This window comes from Arthrobacter sp. UYP6, assembly GCF_040547315.1.
Classification (GTDB): Bacteria; Actinomycetota; Actinomycetes; order Actinomycetales; family Micrococcaceae; genus Arthrobacter_B.
This window is the reverse complement of the sequence record NZ_JBEPPM010000001.1, coordinates 150,032-175,450: the sequence shown is the minus strand read 5'-3', so window position 1 is coordinate 175,450 and position 25,419 is coordinate 150,032. Positions and strand designations below refer to the sequence as shown.

27 protein-coding genes and 1 tRNA gene are annotated in these 25,419 nt (G+C 64.9%); 14 read left to right on the top strand and 14 right to left on the bottom strand.

The window, feature by feature from the left end:
• Window positions 1-3: 3 nt before the first annotated feature.
• The 8 genes from ABIB35_RS00895 to ABIB35_RS00860 all read right to left on the bottom strand — a co-directional run bounded on the left by ABIB35_RS00895 (window position 4) and on the right by ABIB35_RS00860 (window position 9,014).
• On the bottom strand, window positions 4-807 hold the full coding sequence (locus tag ABIB35_RS00895; protein ID WP_354178109.1) for a thymidylate synthase: 804 nt from the start codon (window positions 805-807) through the stop codon (window positions 4-6).
• Between the two features lie 9 nt (window positions 808-816).
• Window positions 817-1,248, bottom strand: a complete 432-nt coding sequence (locus tag ABIB35_RS00890) for a GntR family transcriptional regulator (RefSeq protein ID WP_354178108.1) — start codon at window positions 1,246-1,248, stop codon at window positions 817-819.
• The gene (locus ABIB35_RS00885) at window positions 1,245-2,987 is read right to left on the bottom strand and encodes a hypothetical protein (protein WP_354178107.1); all 1,743 of its coding nucleotides are present in this window, start codon (window positions 2,985-2,987) and stop codon (window positions 1,245-1,247) included. Before ABIB35_RS00885 ends, ABIB35_RS00890 begins: the two co-directional genes overlap by 4 nt.
• Window positions 2,988-3,073: 86 nt before the next feature.
• On the bottom strand, window positions 3,074-3,601 hold the full coding sequence (locus ABIB35_RS00880) for a ferritin (RefSeq protein WP_354178106.1): 528 nt from the start codon (window positions 3,599-3,601) through the stop codon (window positions 3,074-3,076).
• A gap of 256 nt (window positions 3,602-3,857) precedes the next feature.
• Window positions 3,858-4,919, bottom strand: a complete 1,062-nt coding sequence (locus tag ABIB35_RS00875) for an NUDIX hydrolase (protein ID WP_354178104.1) — start codon at window positions 4,917-4,919, stop codon at window positions 3,858-3,860.
• A gap of 5 nt (window positions 4,920-4,924) precedes the next feature.
• Window positions 4,925-7,150 carry an RNA degradosome polyphosphate kinase gene (locus ABIB35_RS00870; protein WP_354178103.1) on the bottom strand — a complete coding sequence of 742 codons (2,226 nt, stop codon included), beginning with the start codon at window positions 7,148-7,150 and terminating at the stop codon, window positions 4,925-4,927.
• Window positions 7,151-7,245: 95 nt separating this feature from the next.
• A complete protein-coding gene (gene mshD / locus ABIB35_RS00865; RefSeq protein ID WP_354178102.1) occupies window positions 7,246-8,229 on the bottom strand; it encodes a mycothiol synthase in 984 nt (327 codons plus the stop codon).
• A 74-nt stretch (window positions 8,230-8,303) separates the two neighbouring features.
• Window positions 8,304-9,014, bottom strand: a complete 711-nt coding sequence (locus tag ABIB35_RS00860) for a winged helix-turn-helix transcriptional regulator (protein ID WP_354178101.1) — start codon at window positions 9,012-9,014, stop codon at window positions 8,304-8,306.
• A gap of 144 nt (window positions 9,015-9,158) precedes the next feature.
• On the opposite strand from ABIB35_RS00860, the gene ABIB35_RS00855 reads away from it, so the two are divergent.
• The 4 genes from ABIB35_RS00855 (at window position 9,159) to ABIB35_RS00840 (ending at window position 12,343) form a co-directional block, all read left to right on the top strand.
• A complete protein-coding gene (locus ABIB35_RS00855; RefSeq protein ID WP_354178100.1) occupies window positions 9,159-9,908 on the top strand; it encodes a hypothetical protein in 750 nt (249 codons plus the stop codon).
• A 228-nt stretch (window positions 9,909-10,136) separates the two neighbouring features.
• Complete coding sequence (locus ABIB35_RS00850) at window positions 10,137-10,736, top strand: heme-binding beta-barrel domain-containing protein (RefSeq protein ID WP_354178099.1); 600 nt, start codon at window positions 10,137-10,139, stop codon at window positions 10,734-10,736.
• A 62-nt stretch (window positions 10,737-10,798) separates the two neighbouring features.
• Entirely contained in the window at window positions 10,799-11,890 is a 1,092-nt protein-coding gene (ygfZ, locus tag ABIB35_RS00845) for a CAF17-like 4Fe-4S cluster assembly/insertion protein YgfZ (RefSeq protein ID WP_354178098.1), read from the top strand.
• A gap of 51 nt (window positions 11,891-11,941) precedes the next feature.
• Window positions 11,942-12,343, top strand: a complete 402-nt coding sequence (locus ABIB35_RS00840) for an ankyrin repeat domain-containing protein (RefSeq protein WP_354178097.1) — start codon at window positions 11,942-11,944, stop codon at window positions 12,341-12,343.
• Window positions 12,344-12,372: 29 nt separating this feature from the next.
• Here the strand turns inward: ABIB35_RS00840 and ABIB35_RS00835 are convergent, their stop codons facing one another.
• From ABIB35_RS00835 to ABIB35_RS00815, 5 genes are all read right to left on the bottom strand, one after another.
• Window positions 12,373-13,092 (bottom strand): GNAT family N-acetyltransferase, encoded by a 720-nt coding sequence (locus ABIB35_RS00835; RefSeq protein ID WP_354178096.1) that lies wholly within the window; start codon window positions 13,090-13,092, stop codon window positions 12,373-12,375.
• Between the two features lie 41 nt (window positions 13,093-13,133).
• A complete protein-coding gene (locus tag ABIB35_RS00830; RefSeq protein WP_354178095.1) occupies window positions 13,134-14,162 on the bottom strand; it encodes a 6-phosphofructokinase in 1,029 nt (342 codons plus the stop codon).
• A 164-nt stretch (window positions 14,163-14,326) separates the two neighbouring features.
• Window positions 14,327-14,572, bottom strand: coding sequence for a PspC domain-containing protein (locus ABIB35_RS00825; RefSeq protein WP_354178094.1), 246 nt, complete (start codon window positions 14,570-14,572; stop codon window positions 14,327-14,329).
• Between the two features lie 80 nt (window positions 14,573-14,652).
• On the bottom strand, window positions 14,653-14,916 hold the full coding sequence (locus tag ABIB35_RS00820; protein WP_354178093.1) for a hypothetical protein: 264 nt from the start codon (window positions 14,914-14,916) through the stop codon (window positions 14,653-14,655).
• On the bottom strand, window positions 14,913-16,391 hold the full coding sequence (locus tag ABIB35_RS00815; RefSeq protein ID WP_354178092.1) for a PspC domain-containing protein: 1,479 nt from the start codon (window positions 16,389-16,391) through the stop codon (window positions 14,913-14,915). The genes ABIB35_RS00820 and ABIB35_RS00815 overlap by 4 nt, the downstream gene beginning before the upstream one ends.
• A 134-nt stretch (window positions 16,392-16,525) precedes the next feature.
• Between ABIB35_RS00815 and ABIB35_RS00810 the strand changes: the two genes are divergently transcribed.
• Both ABIB35_RS00810 and ABIB35_RS00805 read left to right on the top strand, forming a co-directional pair.
• Window positions 16,526-17,896, top strand: a complete 1,371-nt coding sequence (locus tag ABIB35_RS00810) for a PspC domain-containing protein (RefSeq protein ID WP_354178090.1) — start codon at window positions 16,526-16,528, stop codon at window positions 17,894-17,896.
• The gene (locus tag ABIB35_RS00805; protein ID WP_354178088.1) at window positions 17,893-18,546 is read left to right on the top strand and encodes a LuxR C-terminal-related transcriptional regulator; all 654 of its coding nucleotides are present in this window, start codon (window positions 17,893-17,895) and stop codon (window positions 18,544-18,546) included. The genes ABIB35_RS00810 and ABIB35_RS00805 overlap by 4 nt, the downstream gene beginning before the upstream one ends.
• A gap of 55 nt (window positions 18,547-18,601) precedes the next feature.
• Here ABIB35_RS00805 and ABIB35_RS00800 read toward each other — a convergent pair whose 3' ends face one another.
• Window positions 18,602-19,822: a pyridoxal phosphate-dependent aminotransferase gene (locus tag ABIB35_RS00800; RefSeq protein WP_354178086.1), complete on the bottom strand. Its 1,221-nt coding sequence runs from the start codon at window positions 19,820-19,822 to the stop codon at window positions 18,602-18,604.
• Between the two features lie 321 nt (window positions 19,823-20,143).
• Here ABIB35_RS00800 and ABIB35_RS00795 point away from each other — a divergent pair.
• From ABIB35_RS00795 to rplJ, 8 genes are all read left to right on the top strand, one after another.
• Window positions 20,144-20,216, top strand: a tRNA-Trp gene (locus ABIB35_RS00795).
• Between the two features lie 82 nt (window positions 20,217-20,298).
• On the top strand, window positions 20,299-20,580 hold the full coding sequence (secE, locus tag ABIB35_RS00790) for a preprotein translocase subunit SecE (protein WP_354178085.1): 282 nt from the start codon (window positions 20,299-20,301) through the stop codon (window positions 20,578-20,580).
• Between the two features lie 101 nt (window positions 20,581-20,681).
• Entirely contained in the window at window positions 20,682-21,473 is a 792-nt protein-coding gene (nusG, locus tag ABIB35_RS00785; protein WP_354178084.1) for a transcription termination/antitermination protein NusG, read from the top strand.
• A gap of 129 nt (window positions 21,474-21,602) precedes the next feature.
• Window positions 21,603-22,034 (top strand): 50S ribosomal protein L11, encoded by a 432-nt coding sequence (gene rplK, locus ABIB35_RS00780; RefSeq protein WP_104052758.1) that lies wholly within the window; start codon window positions 21,603-21,605, stop codon window positions 22,032-22,034.
• Between the two features lie 140 nt (window positions 22,035-22,174).
• The gene (gene rplA, locus ABIB35_RS00775; RefSeq protein ID WP_354178082.1) at window positions 22,175-22,882 is read left to right on the top strand and encodes a 50S ribosomal protein L1; all 708 of its coding nucleotides are present in this window, start codon (window positions 22,175-22,177) and stop codon (window positions 22,880-22,882) included.
• A 107-nt stretch (window positions 22,883-22,989) separates the two neighbouring features.
• Window positions 22,990-24,117: a GNAT family N-acetyltransferase gene (locus ABIB35_RS00770; protein ID WP_354178080.1), complete on the top strand. Its 1,128-nt coding sequence runs from the start codon at window positions 22,990-22,992 to the stop codon at window positions 24,115-24,117.
• Between the two features lie 47 nt (window positions 24,118-24,164).
• Window positions 24,165-24,353, top strand: coding sequence for a hypothetical protein (locus ABIB35_RS00765; RefSeq protein WP_354178078.1), 189 nt, complete (start codon window positions 24,165-24,167; stop codon window positions 24,351-24,353).
• A 456-nt stretch (window positions 24,354-24,809) separates the two neighbouring features.
• Complete coding sequence (gene rplJ / locus ABIB35_RS00760; RefSeq protein WP_354178076.1) at window positions 24,810-25,373, top strand: 50S ribosomal protein L10; 564 nt, start codon at window positions 24,810-24,812, stop codon at window positions 25,371-25,373.
• The last annotated feature ends 46 nt before the right edge of the window (window positions 25,374-25,419 follow it).

The window sequence follows — 25,419 nt, the reverse complement described above, 5'->3', positions numbered from 1 at the left end:
CTCTCAGACTGCGATCGGAGCTTTGATGCCGGGGTGGTGGCGGTAGTCCATGACCTCAAAATCCTCAAAGGCGTAGTCGAAGATCGAGGCCGGTTTCCGGGCCAGCCGCAGCTGCGGATACGGATAGGGGGCCCGGCTGAGCTGTTCGCGGACCTGGTCCACATGGTTGTCATAAATGTGGACGTCACCGCCGGTCCAGACGAATTCTCCCGGCTCCAGCCCCGTCTGCTGGGCCACCATGAGCGTGAGCAGCGCGTAGGAGGCAATGTTGAAGGGTACGCCGAGGAACAGATCAGCGGAGCGCTGATACAGCTGGCAGGACAGTTTTCCGTCGGCCACGTAGAACTGGAACATGGCGTGGCAGGGCGGCAGCGCCATGTTGTCCACTTCGGCCGGATTCCAGGCCGTGACAATATGCCGGCGGGAGTCCGGATTGGTCCGGATACTCTCGATCACCTTGGCGATCTGGTCGATCTGACCGCCGTCCGGGGCCGGCCAGGAGCGCCACTGAACGCCGTAGACCGGGCCCAGCTCGCCGTCGTCGTCCGCCCATTCATTCCAGATGCTGACGCCGCGTTCCTGCAGCCAGCGCACGTTGGAATCCCCGCGCAGGAACCACAGCAGTTCCAGGGCCACCGACTTGAAGTGCACCCGTTTAGTGGTGATCAACGGAAAGGACTCGCTGAGGTCAAAGCGCATCTGGCGGCCAAAGACACTGCGGGTTCCGGTGCCGGTGCGGTCGGATTTCTGCGTTCCGTGGGCCATCACGTCGCGGAGCAGATCTTCGTACGGGGTAGGAATAGTCACGGCTCCAGTCTAGTTCTTTGGTTCCCCGGCTACTGCTCCAACTCCCGGTTCTTCCGCCGAGGCCTCCGTCACGAGGTACAGCAGCGACTGCTGGTCCAGGCCTGCTGATCGGGCCGCCTGCACCAGGCGTGCGACGGCGGCGGCGACAGCGGGCGGCACGGCGGGCAGGACGGCGCCGGTAGGGGTGGGGCGGTGCGCCCGCGCCGTAATCACCGTGCCGCGCCGGCGCATTGCCGTGACAATACCGGCGGACTCCAGCTCCTTATAGGCACGGGCAACGGTTCCCGGTGCGACACCGAGGTCCGAGGCAAGCATGCGGATGGTCGGCAGCCGGTCCCCGGGGGAAAGAACGCCGTGGGCGGCCAGCGCGCTGACCTGTTCGCGGATCTGCTCATACGGTGGTATCGGAGACTTCAGGTCTACGGTGATGCGGGCACTCATCGCTGTGCGGTCGGCCCGTGGGGAGCGTCTGACCGCTCTGCGGTGCGGACCTTGTCCGGAGACTCGTCCGGAAAATGGGACGGCCCAAAGCTTCGCAGAGCAATGACCAGGGCAGCTGCGAGCCACAGCCAGGCGTTGGCGCCGGCTTGCTGGACCAGCGTCCCGGCCCAGTCCAGCGGGGGATCCGGAACGGGTCCCGTCTGAGACGTCGGGAAACGGCCGGACGAAAGGTGCTGGAGGGTCAGGCCGACGGCGGCCAAACAGGTAGCCGCAACGGTGCGCTCCACGCGGAAGGCAGCGACTCGCCGCAGCCTCAGGTCTACAGCCCGGTCCGGCGCGGGGAAGGACGGACGGTGCAGGGCCCGGCGTGAGACGAACGTGGCGAGCAGCGGTAGCAGGAGCACCAGCAGGGCGGCAGTCAGGGCAAAGTGCAGGTCGAAGAAGGGAACCCGCTGCGGCAGGATACCTGTGTCCGGAAATGCGGTGTACTTCTGCGCCGCAGCATCCATTGACGGTCCGAGCAGGGCGGCTGCTGCGTTGATCAGGACCGTGAGGACCGCCGCACCGGCAGCCGTCCGGGTCAGCCAGCGCGGAGGACGGATGAAAGCCATGTCGGCCGGAGTGGGTGGAACCCCGGCACGGTGGGGTGTGGCACGATGTGCTGCAGTTCGCCTCGCGGTCACCTGTTCCGTGAGTAGGACCAGCAGCAGGAACGTCGCGGCTGCCGCGGCAACTGCCAGGACGGGCCCGGAAGCACTCCACCCCAAACCCAGCAGGACGGCCACGCCCGCCGTAGCCGCGGCCGCTGATCCTGCGATGCCCAGCCGCAGGCTGGAGGCCAGAGACCTGATCGCCAACGGAGAGGACGGACCCGTTGCCGGACGCGTGGTGATGATCGTCAGGGAGGCGGTGGAAGCGCCGTCGTGGCCTGGAAGCGGCACCCGGGGTGCCCGCTTCAACAGGGAGAGTGTGCCCAGGTAGAAGCCCGCGAGCGCGACGCTTTTCATTACGGACGCTGCGGTGCCGGCGTTGGGCTGGGGCGGATAGGCGGCAAGGAAAGCGCCCCCGGAGGCGCTGAGGGTGATGAATATTCCGGCGGCCACACGCAGCACCCGGTGGGCAGAAGCCTGCCTCAGTGCGGCATCCGCTTCCTGGGTGGTGCCGGGGACCATCGGTCGGACTGCGACGAGCTTGAGAATGCCAACCGTGGCGCCGACTGTCAGTAGAAGCCAGGGCAGCCAGCCCACCGTGAAATCCCGGATCCGTGAACCGGCGGGCGGGAGTCCCAGAACGGTGCCAAGAATGGCCAAATCCAGAAGAAGGAAAGCCAGGGCAACGCTGAACATGTACCGCTGAACAAGGGAATGAAGGCCGCGGTGGGTCAGGACGGCTGTGCGGACGGAACCACGCGGGCGGGGCCACGTCAGCTCGCCGACGGCGAGGATCGACAGTGCGAATACCGTCGGCGCACCAAGCTGCAGGAGCACTCCGGAGGCACTGAAACTGCCGTTCCACCAGAGGTCCCCGCCCGCCTCCATCAAGGCCGGCCGAAGGGCGCTGGCGAGCCAGAGCGCTGTTCCGAGGGCAACAATCCCGATCCTGCGGCCGTACTTTTCAGCAGCTTGGGTGACCGTGAGGGGGTCTGCGCCAGGCGTCGGTCGCACCGAAAGGACCATGATCGTCAGGATCACTGCCCAAAAAACGAGGTTGCTCAGCGCGGTGATCACTGCTGATATCAAGAGAGCCCCCTGAAGCTATGTATCAATGTACTGAGTATTTGGTACATAACTTCGGGGGTCAAGGGTTTTGTGGGAACTACCTGCGGCTAGAGCGCGCCGCCGGCAGCTTCGGGAGCACCGGCGTCGTGCTCGCCGCCGTCGCCAACCTGTTCCCGCGCCATGAAATTCTCCAGGTCAAAGAGGTTGTCGGCGCGCTTGGCCACGGTGAGCAGCGTGGACATGGAAGCCACTTCCTCCACCTGTTCCTTGAGGAACCACAGCATGAACTGCTCGCCCAGGGCATCGCCCTCAGTGCGTGCAGCGGCGAAGAGTGCCTCAATCTGCCGGGTGACCTGCTTTTCCTGCTCCAAAGCCAGCGCGATGGGCTCCACCACAGTGGAGAAATCATTGCGCACGGCGCCCACACCCGGGATCCGGACCGGCATGTCCCGGTCCAGCATGTACTGCACCAGCATCATGGCGTGGTTGCGTTCCTCAACCGACTGGGCATAGAAGTGGCGCGCCAGCTGGGGGAGGTCTTCACCGTCAAAAAACACAGCCATTGCAACGTACTGCTGTGAGGCGTTGAATTCATGGCCGATCTGGGCTTCGAGGAGTTCTGTGAAAGTGGTCATGGCCCCACCCTAGGCCGGGTCCCCGGGCGAAAAAAGCACGGTTAGGCTTAGCTGTCCTGCGCCTGGGGACGGGGAGGGACTGCTCGTGGCGCTCCGGGTGTCAGGAACGTGCCCCTTTCCCCGGTCTTTCCCTGGTCGAGTGTCGCGAAGGTGCCGTTTTGACCGGTCGAGTGTCGACAACGTGCCGCTCTGAGCGCGGGTTTCCCGCATTAGCACGGCACTCGGTGCGGCAATAACGCACGATCGCGACACTCGCTTAGTCGTCGAAGGCCCGAAACCGTTCCAGGGACACAATGCGTCCTTCCTCGGCTGAGCTGACCTGGCAGATTATTGCTTCGCCCGGGGCCAGGAAGGGATCTTTGGCCGGCAGGCCTGCAGACAGACCGGCCGGCATATGGCGTGTCAGCACCTCGAACGTCAGCGGCAAAACGGGTCGGTGGGTGCACAGTGCCACGGGCTTGGACTTGTCGAACAGTGCTTCCACGGCGTTGCGGGCCTTGCCGGGCTTCCGCTTGGCGCTGTGCTCGGTGATGGCATCCACTGTTTTGAACTTCACGGTCCGCATCTTCAGATAGGGGCGCACCGTCTGCACACAGCGGACCCACGGACTGGATACCACCCGGTCCGGAAGCCAAGCGGTCAGCAGCCGCGACACGGCCTGTGCCTGACGCAGGCCGGTTGCTGCCAGAGGACGGTCTCCCTCGGCGCGTGTCCAGGACGAGCGCGGCTTCGCCTTGGCATGCCGCACGATAATCAGCGGCCAGGTCCGCAGCCTGCCCTCGGCATGCGCTTCTTCAAGGGCATGCAGGGGCAGCCGGTCCGAGGGATTCGACAGTTCGGCGTGGGCCTCCTGAGGGGTGCACCAGCGGACTCCGTCCACTTCCTTGCCATCCGGGTGGGGTTTGCCGTCCTGAATGCGGGCGGCCCAATAGTGGACAATCTTCATGCCGGAGGCCACCGGATACACCGTGGCCGGGAGCGGAATGCCCAGCCTGATCTGTATCCCGGCTTCTTCCTGGACCTCACGGACGGCACATTCGGGAGTGGTCTCGCCGGCGTCGAGCTTGCCCTTGGGCCAAGACCAGTCCCGATAGCGTGGACGATGGATCATCAGGACTTCGAGGACGCCGTTTCGGATGCGCCAGCACAGCGCACCTGCGGCCACCACCTTGATGTCTTCGCCGACAGCGTCCTCGTCCGTCTGCGTGACCTCGGCTGCAGTGTGGCCGCGGTCCTGGGCCCCGCTGCCGTTTTCCCGGCCTCGGGCTTGGGGGGATGTGATGCGTTCACCCATGGACGTTTTCGGTTCGGTGGACATGAGGATCAGCGGCGAACAGCGGCACGCTGGCGGGACCGGGAGGCGAGGAGCCAGGACTGAACATCCAGCAGCGGGTCGCCCTCCTCATTCTTGTGGTGCCGGGTCCAGATGCCGTCCTTCTCCAGGTGCCAGCTCGCCGTGGCCGGATCCATGTAGCGGTCCATGAGGGAGACGAGGTCGGCGATATCCTCACGGGAGGCCAGCTGAACCAGGGCCTCCACCCGGCGGTCCAGGTTGCGGTGCATCATGTCCGCGGAGCCGATGAACACTACCGGGTCACCGGCGTTGGCGAAGGCAAACACGCGGGAGTGTTCCAGGAACCTGCCCAGGATGGAACGGACCGTAATGTTCTCGCTCAGTCCGGGGACGCCCGGGCGCACGGAACAGATGCCGCGCACAATCACGTCCACCTGGACCCCGGCCTGCGAGGCGCGGTAAAGGGAATCGATAATCGCCTCGTCCACCATCGAGTTGACCTTGATGATCACCCGGGCAGCCAAGCCGGCTTTTTTATTGGCGATCTCCCGCTCAATACGGTCAATAAGGCCGGATCGAACGGACCTGGGAGCCACGAGCAGGCGCTTGAACGTGGATTTTGGTGCGTAGCCGGAGAGCTGGTTGAAGAGCTTGGTGAGGTCTTCACCAACCTGTTCATTGGAGGTCAGCAGGCCCAGGTCTTCGTAGTAGCGTGCGGTGCGCGGGTGATAGTTGCCGGTGCCGATGTGGCAGTAACGCCGCAGCCCGTCCACTTCCTGACGGACCACCAGTGAGAGCTTGCAGTGGGTTTTCAGGCCCACGATCCCGTAGACCACGTGCACGCCGGCCTGCTCCAGCTTCCTGGCCCAGGAAATGTTGGCCTGCTCGTCGAAGCGGGCCTTGATTTCCACCAGGGCCAGCACCTGCTTGCCGGACTCAGCGGCGTCAATGAGCGCATCAACAATGGGGGAGTCGCCGGAGGTCCGGTACAGGGTCTGCTTAATGGCCTGGACCCGAGGATCCGCGGCGGCCTGCTCCAGGAAGGCCTGCACCGAGGTGGAGAAGGAGTCATACGGGTGGTGCAGCAGGATGTCGCGGCGGCGCATGGCAGCGAACACATCGGCGGGCTTGGAGGTTTCGGATTCCTTCAGATGCAGGCTGGTGTGCGGCACCTGCTTGGGATAGTGCAGGTCGGCACGGTCAATCCGGCTGATGCCGGCCAGCCCGCGGAGGTCCAGCGGCGCGGGCAGCGCGTACACCTCGTCCTCTTCCACTCCCAGTTCACGCACCAGCAGTTCGCGGATGCTGGGGTTGATGTCGGTGGTGACTTCCAGCCGGACGGGCGGGCCGAAGCGGCGGCGCAGCAGTTCCTTTTCCAGCGCCTGCAGCAGGTTCTCGGCGTCGTCCTCTTCCACCTCCAGGTCCTCGTTGCGGGTCACCCGGAACGCGTGGTGCTCCATGACGTCCATGCCGGGGAACAACTGGTCCAGGTGCTCGGCGATGACGTCCTCGAGCGGAATGAAGCGGGCCACCCGGCCGGCTACATTCCCGGCCCGCGGCCCGTCCACGGAGATGAGGCGGGGCAGCTGGTCCGGAACCTTCACCCGGGCAAAGAACTCCTTGCCGCTGACGGGGTTGCGGACCACCACGGCCAGGTTCAGCGAGAGCCCGGAGATATAGGGGAACGGGTGCGCCGGATCCACGGCCAGCGGCGTCAGGATCGGGAACACCTTGGACGCGAACTGGCGGTGCAGATAGGCCTTGGACGTGTCATCCAGTTCGTCCCAGCCCACCAGGAAAATCTGTTCCTCGGACAGGGCCGGCCGGATCTGCCGGGCAAAAACCTCCGCGTGGCGCTGCTGGAGCCGGTAGCCGGCCTCCACAATGTGTTCCAGCTGCTCGATCGGACTCAGCCCGGCAGCGGAGGGGACCGCCAGCCCGGTGGCGATGCGGCGTTTAAGCCCTGCCACCCGGACCATGAAGAACTCGTCCAGGTTGGACGCGAAGATGGACAGGAAGTTGACGCGTTCCAGCAGGTACAGGTCCGGGTCCTCAGCGAGTTCAAGGACCCGCGCGTTGAAGTGGAGCCAGCTGATTTCACGGTCCAGGAAACGCTCCGGGCTGATCTCCCCTTCGGGAACCAGTGCCGGACCGAAGTCCGGAATGTCAATCCGGTCCTCCGTGGCCCGGGGCGCCGACATGGACTCCGCGGACCCGAAAGTGTAATGCGGCTCTGCGGCGGTATCGGATCCCATGGTCTCTCCCTGATGTACTGGCGGCGGTTCGGACTGCGCCTTCCGGATCTCCCGGCGGACGCAGCCGTCAAATCAACATTACAAGCTGTTCGGGCTCAACCGGCCGCGTACATCACATCGGCGTCCCAGCGGACAAAACCCAGCCGCCGGTACAGGGCCATGGCCGGGGCGTTGTCCGCATCCACGTACAGCATGATCGCCTGCAGTCCGGTGTCCTGCAGATGCCGGATGCCGGCAATGGTCAGGGTCCGGCCCAGCCCCATGCCCTGCGCTTCGGGAACCACGCCCACTACGTACACCTCGCCCAGGGGCGGATGCCCACCGGTGCCGGGGTGGACCTTGGTCCAATGGAAGCCGAGGATGGCGCCGTCGTCGTCACGGACCGCCAGCAGGAAGCCTTCGGGATCAAACCAGTCCTCTGCCATCCGCGCGTCCAGATCCGCGCGCGTCATGCCGCCCTGTTCGGGGTGGTGGGCAAAAGCGGCGGCGTTCGCGGCCAGCCAGGCGTCCTCGTCCTCGCCCGGGCGGAAGGACCGCAGGGAGACGCCGTTGGGCAGCTCGGCCGCCGGCATGCCGGCGGCATCGGCGCCCCGGGTCAGGCGCAGGCGCAGAAGCTCGCGCACCGGACGGTAGCCAAAGCGGCGGGCCAGTTCGACGGCGGCCTCATGGTTGCCGTGCGACCACGCCTGGGGTGCAGGGACGGTACCGGCACGAACGTTCTCCTGAACGGCGGAGGCCAGGGCGGTGCCCACACCCTTCTCCCGGTACGCCGGATGAACCACCAGCTCCAGGACGCCCGTGTCCTCGGAGGGGTCCCGGATCAGCACGGCGATGCCGGCAAGCGCCTGGGCAGCGGAGGGGTCCGAGGAGTCATCATTGGCGTAGGTAGCGAAAACCAGCAGGGCATCGGGGTCAGTCTCGGCGGACCGCAGATCAACGAGGGTCTGTTCGGAGAGCGGGGGGTTGCCGTCGGCGTTCGCTGCGGCATCTGCCAGCTCGCGCAGCTGCGCCAGCAGGTCCGGGTCGGGGGTGCCCTTGGTGACGGTGACGGGCCAGGGCATTACGCGTTCGTCTGTCATTGAAGAAGCCTAGCGCCCGGACGGCGGCGGGCAAGCCGGTACCTGCGAAAGCCGGCGCCGGACCGGCAGGGAACTCAGGCGTCCTGGCTCGCGGCCTGCGCGGATTCCCCGGCCAGACGCGAACGGGTGAACCGGTACCCGACATTGCGGACGGTGCCGATCAGGTTCTCATGGTCCGGCCCCAGCTTGGCCCGCAGTCGCCGGACATGGACATCCACCGTTCGGGTGCCCCCGTAGTAGTCATAACCCCACACCTCATGCAGCAGCTGGTCGCGGGTGAAGACCCGTCCGGGGTGCTGGGCAAGGTACTTCAGGAGCTCAAATTCCTTGTAGGTAAGGTTCAGCGCGGTGCCGTTCACGCGAGCGGTATAGCTGGCCTCGTCAATGACGACGCCGGAGGCCCGGATCTCCGTACCTGCGCTCTCGGATGCGGAGTTGGTCCGGGCTGACATCAGCCGCAGCCGGGCTTCCAGCTCGGCGGGTCCCGCTGAATCGAGAATGACGTCATCCGCCAGCCAGTTTGCCGCTACGGCTGCCATTCCGCCCTCGGTAAGAATGAGGATCAGCGGTGTATCCAGGCCGGTGGCTTTCAGCAGCTGGGTCAGGGAGCGGGCACCCACCAGGTCTTTGCGCGCGTCGATGAGCACTACATCGCTGGGTTCGGTGTCGAGGAGTGCGGTGGGTTCGGCGGGAACAACCTGGACCTTGTGGTTGAGCAGGCCAAGGGCCGGCAGGACGTCCGCTGAGGAGCCCGGGCTGTTGGTCAGCAGCAATATGTGCGACATGGTTCCTCCGAAAGTTGGGCGCACATCATCGGGCACAAGCTTGGCCACATCCGCAGGGGGGCGAAGGTGTTGAAAGTATACCCACGGAGCCTCGCCCGGCCTGTAAGTTTCATCTGCACTACGTAATAAGGCAGGATGGCTTAGGTGAAACTTTGGAGCGTAGCGGTGTTGGCGGCAGCAGCCCTCATAAGCATCGTGGGTGCTTCGTACTGGTCAGTAGCGGCGGTTGCGGTGGTGACCGGCCTTCTCTGTGTAGTGGTGGGAATCGGCTGGCCGCACCTGCTGGACGTTCCGGCCAGGAAATCCCAGGGCGCGGTCCTGGCGCTCGCCGGTGCCGGTGCCTGCGCCGCGGCCTACGTCGCACCGTCCACCGCCCTGCTGACCTGGCTGCCTGCTGCAGCGGCGGTTGGCGTGGGGGCGATCTTCCTCATCCAGCTGCTGCGCGGCACCGGCCAGGCGCACCGGCTGGAATCGACCATCGGCAACATTGCCGGTGTCCTGCTGACCGTACTGGGATCCGGTTGGGTGGCCGCCGACCGTCTCGCTGGCGCTGACGGCAGCCCTGCGGGCCTGACGGTTGGGGCCGCCGGAATCCTTGCCGGGCTGGCCGTCTCACTCATTCCCCTGCCGGATCGGATTGCCGCTCCGCTGGGCGTTATCGCCGGTGCCCTGGCTGGCGCCCTGGCGGGTGTACTCCAGTCCGAGGCCGGAATCCACACGGCGGCCGCAGCCCTGATGGGGGCCGTGGGGGCCGCGGTCATCATGGCGGTTCGCCGGCTGATCCTCTCCCGCGACGACATTCCTACCCGCCGGGGACGGCTGGCCCTTGCCCTGGCGCCGGTGGTGGCCCTGGGGTCCGTGGTCTACTTCCTGGCTAGCCTGCTCATCCCCTGACCACTTTGAACCGTGTAACGGGCCGCCCGCAGGTCATGGGAGGAAACGTCAGCGGGTGCGGGTTAGGATGTAGCTATGGATTCGCTTGTAGCCCTTGAAATCTTCTTTATCGTTCTGCTCGGCATCACCGGCGTCGGCATGGCCGCTTTCGCCGGGCTGGTCATTAGCCGCCTGTACAAAGGGCAGAAGTAACCCACCCGCCGCAAACCAAAGGAACAGGTCAGCGCCATGCCCATGGAGATCCCCACCGATCTGACCCCTGAACTGGTGCCATTGTCCTGGCTCCTCGGCGTCTGGGAAGGCTCCGGCCGCCTGGGGGAGGGCGAGGCAGATTCCGAGCACTTCACCCAGCGTGTGACCTTCAGCCAGAACGGCCTGCCGTACCTGAAGTATGAGGCCGAAAGCTGGCTCACGGATGAAGAGGGAACAGTGTTGCGCCCGCTTGCCGTGGAGACGGGCTTCTGGGCACTGGACCGGCCGCTGAACGACGCCGACGGCGGACCCGGGCTGACGCCGGCGGATATAGTTCCTGCCCTGCGCAGCGCGGATGAGGTGGAAAAGCTCCGCAACGACAACGGCGGCTTTGACATTACGGCCACCATTGTCCATCCCGGCGGGATCGCTGAGCTGTACTACGGTCAGATCAAAGGCCCGCAGGTCCAGCTGAGTACAGATCTGGTCATGCGCGGTGTGAATTCCAAGGAATACACCGCCGCCACACGCATCTACGGCCTGGTGAACGGTGATCTCTACTGGCGCTGGGATGTTGCCGCAGGCGGCAACGACATGAAGGCCCATGCCTCGGCCATCCTCAAGAAAAGCTCCTGACTCTCTCCTCCGCTGCCGGCTGACCGCGGAATAGCCGCTCCCGCAAGGACGTTGGACCAAATATGACTTATGTGAGCCCTCTCCTGTCCCGACACGGCGCGGTGGAAGCCGGTGGCCTGGACGCCGGCGTCGCCGCCCACTACGGCGATCCTCTGCGCGAACAGCGGGAGCTGGCGCGCGGCAAGGCCGTCACTGATCTCTCCCACCGCGGCGTGGTCACCGTCAGCGGCCCCGACCGGTTGAGCTGGCTGACCACTCTGTCTTCCCAGAGCGTCAGTAACCTGCGGCCCGGCGACAGCTCGGAACTGCTGCTGCTCACCATTCAGGGGCGGATTGAGCACGACGCACGGATTCTCGACGACGGCACCACTGCGTGGCTGATCGTGGAAGCAGATGAAGCCCCTGCCCTTGCCGGGTTCCTGGAGCGGATGAAATTCATGCTCAGGGTCGAGGTGGCCGACGTCAGCGCGCAATGGGCGGTGGCGGGTACAACCGCACCGGTCGCGGCCTGGACGGATTATCTGGCCTGGACCGATCCCTGGCCGAACATCGGGCCCGGCGGCTTCGCATACACGGCAGCGCCCGAGGATTCCCACCCCGGCCGCGACCGGCCCTGGCACGAGTATTTGATTCCGGCCCGCGAACTGGAGCAGGCGGTGGAGCTCTCCGGCCTGACGCTTGCCGGCACCATGGCCAGCGAGGCGCTGCGGATTGCCGCCTGGCGTCCCCGGCTGGGCGCCGAGACAGATGAAAAGACCATCCCGCACGAGCTGGACCTGATCCGAACAGCGGTGCACCTGTCCAAGGGCTGCTACAAGGGCCAGGAAACCGTGGCCCGGGTGCATAACCTGGGCCATCCGCCCCGCCGGCTCGTCTTCCTGCAGTTGGACGGTTCCCAGCACACCCTCCCTGCCCCGGGCAGCGCAGTACTGCTGGGGGAGCGGAATGTCGGTACCGTGACGTCCGTGGCGCAGCACTACGAGATGGGCGCCGTTGCACTGGCCGTCATCAAGCGCTCCGCGGACCCCGATGCGCAGCTGGTGGTGGACGACGACGGCGAGCCCTACGCAGCTGCACAGGAAACCATCGTGGCTCCCGACGCCGGCAAGGTGGTGGGCCGCTCCACCGGATTCCTGCGCCCGCCGCGGGCATAGCCGCAGTCCACGGGAAGATGTTAGACAAAGACACCCCTTCAGAGGAGATCCATGGTTACCCCGGAGCCCCGTCCAGAGATTGACGACGACATCATAGAACTGGCCGGTTTGGTATTTGAAGCTGCCCGAGCCGGCGATACTGAGGGAATCCGGGCTTACCTGGACGCCGGAGTGCCGGTGAACCTGACCAACGGCTCCGGTGACACGCTGGTAATGCTGGCGTCCTACCACGGACACGAGGACCTGACCGCCCTGCTGGTGGAGCGCGGTGCGGATGTGAACACACAGAATGACCGGGGCCAGACCCCGCTGGCGGGTGCCGTGTTCAAGGGCTACACCGGCATATTCCGCATCCTCGTTGATGGCGGGGCGGACCCCGAAGCAGGCTCACCCAGTGCCCGGGAGACGGCAGGATTCTTTCAGCGGCAGGAAATGCTGGACCTGCTGCCATAACTCCGCTGAGGTCGGGGTTTTTTGGAATATTAGGCGGGCAGCAGCACTTCCGAGCGGATGCCCACGGCAATGAATCCCGCGCCGGCAGCGGTCCGGGCCGCCCCCACATTATCCAGCGGGGCACGGTACTGCGGGATCAGACCCGCTGCCATGGCCTCCTCTACAGCCACTGACGTGATGTAGCGTCCCAGCCCCTGCCTGCGGGCTGTTGGCGCAGTCAGCGAAGCGATATCCGCCAGGATGCCGTCTCGGATGCTGTATCCCGCTCCTGCCAGCGGAACAGGGGCCTCCGGGCGGTCATCAACCGCTATGAATAGCTGATCCTTGTGCGCCAGGCCTGCTTCAGCGACGTCGTCGGGCGGGCACAGGCGTTCCAGCTGCACGGCCAAGTCGTGGTCCTCAGCTACGGCGATTTCCTCCTCCGGCTCCACCGGCCCGGGGAAGGAGTCGGCGAAGCACAGGTGTTCGGAACCGACAGTGCGTCCGCCGTATTCCACGGAGAGGCTGGCCAGTGCGGTGTGGCCGCTAAGCTGCGCGGCGCTCTTGCCACGGGCGCGCCTGGCCGCCCACTCAGGACCGCAGAAGACCTCCCGGCCAAAGAGGCGCAGGAAGGACACACTGCGGGACTGGTCCTGCACGCTGTAGATGCGCGTGCCGTCTTCGGCTCCTGCCAGTGCGTCATCCGCCAGGCCCAGACGACGGGACCAGGCGAGCTGGATGATCGCAATTGTCCCCGGATCCAAATTCATACGTTTCAAACTACACCCGGACCAATCTCCGTTTCAGGGTATTAACCGAACAGGATCGATGCTTCGTCGTATCGGCGCTGGGGTACGGTCTTCAGGTTATCCAGCGCCTTCTCGAAGCCCACATGGACAATATCGGTCCCGTGCAGGGCCACCATGGTGCCCCAGAGCCCGTCGATGACCGAATCGATGGCGGCCATACCCAGCCGCGTCGCCAGCACCCGGTCATAAGCGGTGGGAACGCCGCCGCGCTGGATATGTCCCAGCACGGTGGCACGGGTTTCAATGCCGGTCCGGGCTTCGATTTCCGGGGCCAGTAGTTCCCCGATACCACCCAGGCGCGGCCGCCCAAAGGCGTCCAGGCCGCGTTCGGAATGGGGCGATTCCATGTCGGTGGTGACAAAGCCCTCCGCGACGACCACCAGGGGCGCACGGCCGCGGTCCCGGGCCTGCGTGACCCACTCGGCAATCTGGTCCAGGCTCTGCGGATTCTCCGGGATCAGGATGGCATGTGCGCCCGCGGCCATGCCCGAGTGGAGCGCGATCCAGCCCACATGGCGTCCCATGACCTCGGCCACCATGCAGCGGTGATGGGATTCCCCGGTGGTCCGCAGCCGGTCGATGGCCTCGGTGGCAATTTGGACTGCTGTGTCAAAGCCGAAGGTGTAGTCGGTGGCGTCGAGGTCGTTGTCCACGGTCTTCGGTACGCCCACAATTTTCAGCCCGGCGTCGGTCAGCCGCTGCGCTGCAGCGAGGGTGCCCTCGCCGCCGATCGCGATGATGGCGTCAACTCCCAGCCGGTCCATGGTGGCCTTGATGTTCTCCGGTCCGCCGTTGGGGCCGTCAAACGGATTAGTCCGGGACGTTCCCAGGATCGTTCCGCCCTGCTTGGAGATCCCGCGGACCCGAGTACGGGGGAGATCGATGATGTCGCCGTCCACCACTCCGCGCCATCCGTCGAGAAACCCCACGAACTCCGCATCATGAATCTTGATTCCCTTCAGGACCGCCCCGCGGATCACTGCGTTGAGTCCGGGGCAGTCGCCCCCACTGGTCAGGATGCCGATCTTCATGATTGAAACCTCTGGTTCGGTAGTGCGCGGCTGGTGGGTCTTCAGCCTCGATTCTAGCCACCGCCGGGGCGGCAGAGACCCCGGAAGGGTCCAGCTGCGGGGCTGGAGTGCAAATAGGTGCGGTTAAGCCGTCGCAAGCGGGCGGCGTCCGCGGTTCCATGGTGCTACTGCCGGCGGCTGCCGATGAGGCGTTCCAGGGCAATGCTACCGTCAGTCTTGGGCAGCAGGAGCCAGGCGGCGAGGTAGGTCCAGACGCCCACAAACGGCAGCAGGAAACTGAGCAGGACGGCAATCCGCACCACTGAAACATCCCAGCCGTAACGTGCGGCAATGCCGGCGCAGACGCCTCCGGCCCAGCCTCGGGTCCTGCGGATGGGGGAGGTGCGCAGAGTGTCAAAGAAACGGTTCATGATTTTCAGCTTGCCTGTTCTATCGGTGGCTGGTGGGCGTTTGTGCCCCGGGTGAAAGGGAATCGGCGTCTTCGCCGAGGTCATGGCCTGGACTTACTTCCTATACCCTGATTCTTCCTGCCACCCAGGGCGCTGACTGCTCCGCCGATCAGCAGGGCGGCGCCGGCACCTAGGGTGAGTCCGAGCAGGACCACAAGCGGGTCGAGCGTAATGTCGGTGAGCAGCCAGGCCAGGAGCAGGATTCCGGTTGCCGTAATGAGGAGCCCCCAGACAATTGTGGCGGTCCGGGCCGGGCGCCGGGCGCCCGCAGCGGTGGGGAAGGCATCGGGGGAAGAGGCATTCATCGGTTCAGGTCACTTTCATTTACGGTCACCAGGACGTTGCTGGCAAATCCCTTGATGCGCAGAACAAGGGGCTCACCGTTCGGATCGTTCAGCCGCTCATCGGATGATCTCCAGAATCCGCCGTCTTCGGTGAGGGTCGCGCCGTCGTCGATCTGCACGTTGCCGGCAAACATGTCAGCCCGGACCACAACGGGGATATCATCCGGCACCAGGATCGTGAGGTCGCTGGCCGCGACGCTGACGGGCACCTCCACGGCGAAGTCCGCCTCATCGGAAAGATAACGCAGATCCAGCTGACCGTCGACGGCCGCCAACGTGTAGCCGTCGGTGGCGGGCTGGGAAGCGGTGGGCCGCCAGTCGGCCTGGTTGGCCACGACAACCGTGGCATAGGTGCCAAGGTTGGTGCCGGCTACGCCCGCCGCCACCAGGGCCGCGACGGCGGTCAGCCCCAGCACGCCCGAGGACCTGCCCAGCGCGCCGAGTACTACGATTCCCAGCCCGTTGGCCACTGCGGCTGCCGCCAGGGCTACTGCCGCCGGTGTTTCCAGGGCGATGATGCCGGCGTAATCCAGGGTCAGGATGGTGCCGAGCACCAGCAGCGCGGCGCCGAGGACTACCGCAACCTCGGCAGCAGCCGGAGAGGTGCGCGGCTGCCGGGGTCCGGTGTTCGCCGGTGCGGTGCCGCGCGGTCCGGCCGTTCCGGGCGCAGCGGATCCGAAAGATCCCGGCGACGACGACGATGAAGCCGAAGAGTCCGACGTCGGATACGGGTTAGGTGGCGGCGCGTAGCCGGTCTGCGCCGCGGCGTAACCGCGCTGGGGTGCAGGATAGGACGACTCCTGGTGTGCGGACGGGTAGGCATCGGGCTCCGCAGTTCGCGGGGTTCCGCCGCGACCGGAACGGGTGAAGAGCCAGTACACCAGCAGGCCCAGGCCTACCACCCAGAAGAGGGTCCAGAAAAAGCCGCCCAGCAGGCCGTCGCCGGACCAGAAGATACTCGGGCTGCCCGCACCCAGGATGCAGGCCACAAGGGCTCCGGTGGTGCCGGAGCTCCAGGAACCGCGCAGGGCCTCCTCAGCATGGATCCGGCCATCCGGTTCCGGCAGCAGGGCCCAGGCCAGACCGTAGAGCAGCAGGCCGCCGCCGAAGAGGCCAAGGACAACAATCAGGCCCCGGACCAGGACCGGATCCATCCCGGTCCTGGCTGCGATTCCCGAGCAGACGCCACCCAGCCAGCGGTCCTGTCCTCGGATGATGCCCAGGGACCGGAGCCAGGTGAAAAAACCGTTGGGGCGGGGACCGGCACCGGAGGCAGGATCGGCTTCCGGTACACGGTGCGAGCCTGCTGCCGTGTAGGGCGGGAGCGGACGGGTAGGGTTTTCACCGGCGTTGTAAGGAGGCAGGGGCTCAGCGGGGGAACCTGCCGGCGGCTGCCGGTCGTCGGCCGGGCCTGGATCTGTGGGATGCGGGGTCATAACCCTATTTTTGTCCACCGGCGTGCCGCAAGGCATCGGGGACCACCCTGAGTAAACCCTGAACGTGCCCTGAAAAGGAGCTGGCGAAGGGAATCCGTGGCCCCGGGTGGGCGCGAACGTGCTTGGATAAGTTTATGAAGGCTCCCCTGCTCCGAACAGATGACCGCGTAGTGGCAGGCGTCTGCTCCGGGGTAGCCGCGCATGTGGGATGGTCCGTGCCCCTGGTCCGCGTGTTGATGGTGCTGCTGGCTTTGGCCGGCGGCGCCGGCCTGGTCTTGTACGCCTGGCTTTGGATCCTGGTTCCCACGGCAGATGAAGCGGCCGGCAATGCAAAGGCGGAGCGCAACCCGCGGAGCGTCGCGAAAAACTTCGCCGACTATCTCAGCGACCAGCAGCCTGCTGCCGGTGCCCCTAGCGACCGTCCTCCGGCCGCTCGGCGCTGGCTCTCGGCGGCAGCCAACAGGGACGTACTGGCCGGGCTGGCCCTGCTTGCTGTGGCAGCAGTGGTCATTGCCCAGCGGTTCGGTGCGGACGTGAACTGGCCGGTCCTGGTGCCTGCGGGCACCATCGTTGCCGGTGCAGTCCTGGCCTGGTCCCAGCTGGATGAAACACGGCGGGCCGGTCTGCTCAGCCGCGCGGGAGCAGACCGGCGTTCCGGCGCGCTTCGGCTGGCCGCCGGACTCCTGCTGGTGGTTGTTGGTGTGTTGCTGATGGTTTCCGGTGCATTCACCTGGGACGTCCTGATGGCCGGGCTGCTGGCCTCGGCCGCAGTGCTCGCCGGCGTAGGGCTGGTCTTCGCCCCGTGGGCCGTGAAGTATTGGCGGGATCTGGAAACGGAACGGTCCGGCCGCATCCGGGAGCGCGAGCGGGCGGAAATTGCAGCGCACCTGCACGACTCGGTTCTGCAGACCCTGGCCCTGATCCAGAACCGTGCCGGTTCAGAGCAGGACGTCATCCGGCTTGCCCGGGCGCAGGAGCGCGAGCTGCGCCGGTGGCTCTATGCCGACAATCCCCGGACAGCCGGACAGCTTTCCGAACATCTGACCGCTGTGGCGGCGCAGGTGGAGGACGAATACGGTCACCCCGTGGAGGTGGTGACCGTGGGCGACGCGCGGCTGGACCATGCCACCGATGCCCTGGCCCAGGCCGCTCGGGCCGCTCTCATCAACGCGGCCCAGCACGCCGGCGGGCCAATTTCGGTTTACGTTGAATGTACGGCGGACCGGGCGGAAGTCTTCATCCGCGACCGGGGCAGCGGCTTTAACCCGGACGACGTTCCGCAGGACCGCCTGGGTGTCCGCGAATCGATCGTCGGCCGAATGCGGCGCCACGGGGGGACAGCCGTCATTCGCAGCGGAGCAGACGGCACAGAAGTGCAGCTGGCGCTGCCTCTGGCCCGCCCCCCGGCGGAAAGCACAGATAACATTCCCCACGCGTCAGAGACCCACCCGCAATCAGGCAATCAGCCCGCATCAGATACCCATCCCGCATCGGAGCGCACATGAACCCCGGCACCATCGACGTCGTAGTTGTTGATGACCATGCAATCTTCCGTTCGGGCCTGAAAGCGGACCTGGATGCCCGGCTTCGCGTCGTGGCGGAAGCGGACACCGTGGAGTCGGCCATCGCCGCGATCCGGGCCCGCCGCCCCGCCGTCGTTCTCCTTGACGTGCACCTGCCCGGCGGTGTGGGCGGCGGCGGAGCCGAGGTCATCGCCGGCTGCCGGGACCTGCTCGGCGACACCCGGTTCCTGGCGCTGAGCGTTTCAGATGCGGCTGAGGACGTGGTGACTGTGATCCGCGCCGGGGCCCGCGGCTACGTCACCAAGACCATCTCCGGCGCCGAGATTTCCGATGCGGTGGTTCGCGTGGCGGGCGGAGACGCCGTGTTCTCCCCGCGGCTGGCGGGATTTGTGCTGGATGCCTTCGGGACCGCTGCCGTGGCGGCGGTCGACGACGAACTGGACCGTCTCTCTGCGCGCGAGCTTGAAGTGATGCGGTTGATCGCCCGCGGCTATAGCTACAAGGAAGTGGCGCGGGAACTGTTCATCTCCGTCAAGACGGTTGAAACCCATGTGTCGGCCGTCCTGCGGAAGCTGCAGCTCTCCAACCGGCACGAGCTCACGCGGTGGGCCGCGGACCGTCGGCTGCTCTAAACCTTCGGGTCCGGCCGGGGTCCCTGCCCCGGCCGGACCGGCCCATCTCGTTGAGCTAGCTGGCGCGGCCTAGGAACTCGGTCAGGCGGGACATGCCCTCGGCAAGGTCCTCATCACCCAGGGCGTAGGAAAGGCGAAGATAACCGGAGGGCCCAAAGGCCTCGCCGGGAACCACCGCAACCTCCACCGTCTCCAGAATCAGGGCAGCCAGCTCTGCTGACGTCTGCGGCCGGGCCGGGCCGTTCACACCCGGGAATTCCCTGCCGAGCAGGCCCCGTACATCCGCGTAGGCGTAGAAAGCGCCCTGGGGCATGGGGCATTCGACGCCGTCAATGGAATTCAGCGCAGCCACCATGGCCCTGCGGCGGCGGTCGAAGGCCGTCTTCATCTCTTCAACAGCAGTCAGCGGGCCGGAAACAGCGGCCAGAGCAGCCATCTGGGACACATTGGCAACGTTGGAGGACAGGTGCGACTGCAGGTTGGTGGCGGCCTTGATGACGTCGGGGGCGGCAATCATCCAGCCCACCCGCCAGCCGGTCATCGCGTAGGTCTTGGCCACTCCGTTGAGCACAACTACCTTGTCGCCCAGCTCCGGCGCCGCCGTGGCAATGGAGGTGAACTCCACGCTGTCGTACGTCAGGTGCTCGTAGATCTCGTCGGTGACCACCCACAGCCCGTTCTCAGCGGCCCACCGGCCAATGGCGGCCACCTGCTCGGCGGGATAGACAGCCCCGGTGGGGTTGGAGGGGGAGCAGAACAGCAGGAGCTTGGTTTTCTCGGTACGGGCAGCTTCGAGCTGCTCCACTGTCACCATGTATCCCTGCTCGGGTCCGGCAAAAACCTCCACGGGAATACCGCCGGCCAAGCGGATGGCCTCCGGATACGTGGTCCAGTACGGGGCCGGCAGCAGCACCTCGTCACCTGGGTTCAAGAGCGTGGCAAAGGCCTCGTAGACGGCCTGCTTTCCGCCGTTGGTCACCAGCACCTGTGCCGGGTCCACGGCATAGCCGGAGTCGCGCAGGGTTTTTTCGGCAATAGCCTTCTTCAACTCCGGGAGGCCGGCGGCGGGGGAGTAGCGGTGGAAGCGCGGGTTGCGGGCAGCCTCCACGGCGGCGTCAACAATGTACGCCGGAGTCGGGAAGTCCGGTTCCCCGGCGCCGAAACCGATGACCGGGCGGCCTGCGGCCTTGAGGGCCTTCGCCTTGGCATCTACGGCAAGGGTCGCTGACTCTGCGATGGCTGCGATGCGCTCTGAGATTCGGCCGGTGGAAGGCATGGCGTTCCCGTCTGTGGTTGCGGTTCAATTCCCGAAAGGGACGTGTGGCTTGCGCGGCCGCCGGCTTCCCGGCAGCCGTTTACAGTTTAGGTGCAGGCGCGGCCTGGAACCTTTTCTTACGCCGATAGGGGACCTGCGGAGCCGGCAAGCGGGCCCTCTGCATCTGGCCCGGCACCGCCCGGAGAGTGCCCCGGTAGCCCCGGTTCGACGGAATCGGAAACTTTGAGTAGACTTGATCTTCGTGTTGAAGTCCCAACACTGGTCTGTGCCTGTCGCCGGTTCGCTGACGAGGGGTATTACCGGTAGAGTGGTTTCCTCCATAGGGTAGTGGCGCAATTGGTAGCGCAGCGGTCTCCAAAACCGCAGGTTGCAGGTTCGAGTCCTGTCTGCCCTGCGCACGGCTGTCATCACGGCAGCTCAGCAGGTCCTTCATGAAGCAGCAGTCCCAGCACTTGCTGCGGCTGTGAACCGAACAGATGAGTGAGGCGATGGTGACCGAGACAGCTGCCAGCAGCTCCAAGGGACACCCCTCCAGCGGGCCCAAGAAGCGCGGCTTCTTTGCGGCTATTGCGCTCTTCCTGCGTCAGGTTATTGCCGAACTGAAAAAGGTGGTCACCCCCACCCGCAAGGAACTGCTGAGATACACACTTGTGGTCCTGGCCTTCGTGGTCGTGATGATAATTATCGTGACAGTTCTGGATTTTGTCTTTGGTGCAGGAGCACTGTGGATCTTCGGTTCGGGCAGCGGCGAGAGCTAGTGCCCTGCCTGTGTTCCGCCTCAAGGGCAGGAACCGCAGGCCTTTGAGCTAGAGCTAGTGACAAACCCCATAGAGCTCTGAAGAAGAAAGCAGGAATCTACGTGTCCGAGCAAGAACTCGAATCACAGATCAATGACAAAGCCGCTGATCTGGATGCCGAGGATGAAACGACCGCAGCAGACGCCGTTGAGGCGCCCGCCGAGGCCGACGTGCCGGCAGAGGATGCCGACGCCGCCGACGAGGCCGTGAACTCTGATTCCGCAGAATCCGAAGACTCCGAAGAAGAGCCCGAGGAAGACCCCGCAGAAGCCTTCAAGGCCAAGCTGCGGCGCCAGGAGGGTGACTGGTACGTCATTCACTCCTACGCAGGCTACGAAAACCGCGTGAAGGCCAACCTCGAGACCCGCATCCAGACCCTGGACATGGAAGATAACATCTTCGAAATCCAGGTGCCGATGGAGGAAGTCGTCGAGATCAAGAACACCACCCGCAAGATCGTCAACCGGGTCCGTATTCCCGGTTACGTGCTGGTCCGCATGGAACTGACCGACGCCTCCTGGGGCGTCGTGCGTCACACACCCGGTGTCACGGGTTTTGTGGGCAACGCCCACAATCCGGTGCCGCTGAGCCTCAAAGAGGTTTACTCCATGCTGGAACACACTGTGGTTTCCCCGAAGATCGAAGCCGGCAAGCCGGCGCAGGAATCTTCAAACTACGCAGTGGACTTCGAGGTCGGCGAGCCCGTTACGGTCAACGAAGGACCGTTCGAGACGCTCCAGGCCACGATCTCCGAGATCAAGCCCGAGTCCCAGCAGCTGGTGGTCCTCGTGACCATCTTCGAGCGCGAGACTCCCGTGACCCTCGGCTTTGGCCAGGTCACCAAGCTGGCGTAGCACCAAGACTTCGTTGTCTGCAGGTCCGCTTTACCCTGCCGGCAGCGTCCGGCCGCCACGCCATGGCGGCCACCAACCCGGACGGACGCTCCTGTTCCCCGGGAACATAATTTAGAGAAGGACCCTTTCATGGCCCCCAAGAAAAAGGTCACCGGCCTCATCAAGCTGCAGATCAACGCAGGTGCCGCCAACCCGGCTCCTCCGATCGGTCCGGCACTTGGCCAGCACGGTGTCAACATCATGGAATTCTGCAAGGCGTACAACGCTGCAACGGAGTCCCAGCGCGGCAACGTTATCCCGGTTGAAATCACCGTTTACGAAGACCGTTCATTCACCTTCATCACGAAGACTCCTCCGGCTGCACAGCTGATCAAGAAGGCTGCCGGCGTTGCCAAGGGTTCCGCAACCCCGCACACCGCCAAGGTTGCCAACCTGACTCAGGCTCAGGTCGAAGAGATCGCCACCATGAAGATGGAAGACCTCAACGCCAACGATGTGAAGGCTGCCGCCAAGATCATCGCCGGCACCGCCCGTTCCATGGGTATCACCGTAGAAGGCTAATAACGCCTTTTCCGTGACGCGGGTTCTCCCGCCGAACAAACATTTACACTCAAAAAGCTGTTCGTGCCATCGGGCACGACGGCGTGTGGCAGGGCCGAGCGCGGTCCGACAGACCACAACTGCACAAGGAGAAAAAGCAGATGGCAAAGCGCAGCAAAGCATATGAAGCAGCTGTAGCCAAGATCGATGCGGACAAGCTGTACGCACCGGTTGAAGCTGTAGAGCTGGCGAAGGAAACCAACCCCTCCAAGTTTGATGCCACCGTTGAGGTTGCATTCCGACTGGGCGTTGACCCCCGTAAGGCTGACCAGATGGTCCGCGGCACGGTTAACCTGCCCCACGGTACGGGTAAGACCGCACGCGTCCTGGTTTTCGCAACGGGCGAGAAGGCAGAGCAGGCTATTGCAGCCGGTGCTGACTTTGTTGGTTCCGATGACATGATCGAAAAGGTTGCAGCAGGCTGGGTCGACTTCGACGCCGCCGTTGCCACCCCGGACATGATGGGCAAGGTTGGCCGCCTGGGCCGCGTGCTCGGCCCGCGTAACCTGATGCCGAACCCGAAGACCGGTACGGTTACCCCGAACGTCGCCAAGGCTGTCACCGACATCAAGGGCGGCAAGATCGACTTCCGCGTCGACAAGCACTCCAACCTGCACTTCATCATCGGCAAGGTGTCCTTCGACCAGCAGAAGCTGGCCGAGAACTACGCTGCGGCCCTTGAGGAAGTCCTGCGCCTGAAGCCGTCCGCGGCCAAGGGACGCTACATCCAGAAGGCAACCGTCTCCACCACGTTCGGCCCGGGCATCTCCGTGGACCCGAACGTCACCAAGGTTCTTGCTGACGCATAATTCGGCACCGGGGCGCCCGCGTCCAGGATCCGTTGTAAAGGCGGCCGCAGCATCTCGCTGCGGCCGCTTTTTTGTGCCCTGCCGCTTCTTCGGGCAGGATGTGAGCCATGACACCCGATACTGCCGTGATAGCTCCGCTGCCCATTCCCCGGAGTCTGGATTCTTCTGATCCTGACGCGGCGGGTTTTATTTCTGCAGTCGAGCTCATCAATCAAAGTCTCCGAGCGATTTGGGGCAATGACGACTTCCGGGATGCGCCTGCGACGCAGCTGGCAGGCTTCCGCCCTTCAATGATGCGACGGCGGATACTGCTCGGTGCACGGATCGGCGACGAGCTTGTGGGAGTGGCCACGCTGAAACTGCCGCTGCTGGATAATACGCACTCGGCCTGGGTGCATGTGGCAGTGACGCCGTCCTTCCAGCGGAGCGGGCTGGGAAACCGCCTGTACGCGGCGGTGGAGCAGGCGGCAGCGGCCGACGGGCGGTTGACCCTTTTGGGTGAAACGGATCATCCGGTACGGCCAGAGGCCGAGACCGGAGAGGTTATTACGCCGAAAAGCGGGATTGGCGCCATTCCCGCGGACAGCGCCGCACGCTTCACTGCGGACCGGAACTTTGACCTGGAACAAGTGGAGCGGGTCAGTCTTCTGGAACTGACGGGCGCCGCTGACTGGCAGGGCCTGCTGGCCACGGCCACGGCAGCCAGCGGGACGGACTATGCCCTTGAATTCTGGCAGGGGGCCTGCCCGGAGCACCTCGTGGATGCCTATGCACTGCTCCGGCAGAAAATGAGCACGGATGCACCGATGGCGGGCCTGGACCTGGAGGAGGAGCAGTGGGACGCCGAACGGATCCGTGAGGGGGAACGGAAAGTACGCGAAATGGATGCCGAGGAGCTGGTGAGCGCCGTTCGACATATTCCCACGGGGCAGCTGGCCGGACACTCGGTCCTGATGGTGTTTAATAGCAACCCGTCGGTTGCCTTCCAGGATGACACCCTTGTGTTGCGCGAACACCGCGGGCACAGGCTGGGCATGCTGCTCAAGGCGGCGAATTTGGTGCGGATGCGGGAGAATCTTCCGGAGGCATCGCGTATTTGGACCTGGAACGCGGCCGAGAACGGCTACATGCTCTCCATCAACGAAAAGCTGGGCTTCTCAGCTGTTGGATACTCCGGGGAGTGGCAGAAGGTCCTGCAGCCCGGGGCCACCACGGAAGCAGCAGTCAGCGGGTAAACTTGCTGATCTGACATCTGAACGGAAGCCTGCACATCAGGGCGAGCATGGAACGCAAGACACTGGTTGACACGGTGGCGGACCAGCTTCTGAACCAGATCACCGAGGGCGCTTCGGGCCAAAAACGTGGTCAATGTCCAGCGTGGCCGGGGCACCTGCTCACCACGCTCCTGGGTGTTTCCGGGTTCCTGCTGACGAGCCTGCTCTCGGTTGTCCTCAGCCCGCTGGTCAGCTGAGATGCGGGCACACCTGAGGGACGTCGTATGCTGGGGCTGCTGCAGGTATGGACTGCTTCCGCGGAGAGCACCGCAGGGTGCGCGCTGGAGGTTGCTTGGTTCCGGCCAGCCCGCTGTCGCTGCAGACCCCGGCTCCCAGCCGGAGACCTTCTCTGCCGGTGCCTGTCGGGGCGGATTTGGCCCGCCGGGAAATCTCCCGTAGGCTTGGAGATACCAAAGACCGTCGGTCGATGTGCTTTCAATCCCACTCTCATCCTGGATCTCCGGGACTGCGGGTGGACTCCGGTTGATCGGACATCCGAAAGTCCCTTCACAGGGCGGCCTGCGCAGGTGAACGAACTCAGCCACATGGTGCGCGTCAACGCGCGCCTGCTGCTAAGCCCCGTGCATCTGCCCGGGGCGTTTTTTATGTTCGGGACCCGATCCACCGGCACTATTCCCCGGAAGGAGGGTTAGATGGCAACCCCAACAAAGGTATCGGCTGTTGAAGAAATCGTCACAGATTTCAAGGATTCAACTGCTGCCGTCCTAACCGAATACCGCGGGCTCACCGTTGCACAGCTCAAGGAGCTGCGTCGTTCGCTCGGCCAGGACACCAAGTACTCGGTCGTCAAGAACACCCTGACTGGCATTGCAGCCAAGGAAGCCGGCATCGACGCGTTCGACGGCCAGCTTGCCGGACCCACTGCAATCGCCTTCATCAAGGGTGACGCAGTTGCAGCTGCAAAGAGCCTGACGGATTTTGCGAAGACCAACCCGCAGCTGATCATCAAGACCGGTGTTTTCGAGGGCAATAACCTCGACGCCGCCGGTGTTGCCGCTCTGGCTGCTCTTGAATCCCGTGAGTTCCAGCTCGCACGCGTCGCCGGTGCCCTCAAGGCACCGATGTCCATGCTGGTTCGCTCGGTCGATGCACTGCGCCTGAAGCTCGAAGAGGGCAGCGAAGCTGCTCCCGCCGCGGAAGAGGCTCCGGCCGCCGCAGAAGAAGCTCCGGCCGCAGAAGCAGCCACCGAAGAGTAATCGCTCTTCCAACCCACACTCCGGTGCCGCACGCACCATTTTGGTG